The organism is Pseudomonas sp. NPDC087803, from assembly GCF_044742995.1.
Taxonomy (GTDB): Bacteria; Pseudomonadota; Gammaproteobacteria; order Pseudomonadales; family Pseudomonadaceae; genus Aquipseudomonas.
The window spans coordinates 1-553 of record NZ_JBIUVO010000129.1 but is presented as its reverse complement, the minus strand read 5'-3'; the positions used below and the strand labels follow the sequence as shown (position 1 = coordinate 553).

The window sequence follows — 553 nt, the reverse complement described above, 5'->3', positions numbered from 1 at the left end:
GCGGCTTAACCGAACCCGGCTTAACCAGAACCTGACCACGCTCAACGTCGTCACGCTTGGTACCACGCAGCAGAACGCCGCAGTTCTCGCCAGCACGACCTTCGTCGAGCAGTTTGCGGAACATTTCAACACCGGTGCAGGTGGTGGTGGTGGTGTCGCGCAGACCAACGATTTCCAGTGCATCTTGAACGCGAACGATACCGCGCTCGATACGACCAGTCACAACAGTACCGCGACCCGAGATCGAGAATACGTCTTCGATTGGCATCAGGAATGGCTTGTCGATCATACGAACTGGTTCTGGGATGTAGGTATCCAGAGTCTCAACCAGTTTACGAACGGCAGTAGTGCCCATTTCGTTGTCGTCTTTGCCTTCCAGCGCCATACGAGCCGAACCGATGATGATCGGAGTGTCGTCGCCTGGGAAGTCATAGGTGGACAGCAGGTCGCGAACTTCCATCTCAACCAGTTCCAGCAGCTCTGCGTCGTCTACCAGGTCAGCCTTGTTCAGGAAAACCACGATGTACGGAACGCCTACCTGAACAAGACTGAC

The 553-nt window shown here is 55.3% G+C and carries 1 pseudogene (cut by a window edge); it reads right to left on the bottom strand.

Annotated elements, in window-relative coordinates:
- Window positions 1-553, bottom strand: a pseudogene (locus ACIOUG_RS26760) (EF-Tu/IF-2/RF-3 family GTPase); its annotated part reaches 257 nt to the left of the window's first position; the annotation flags it as partial.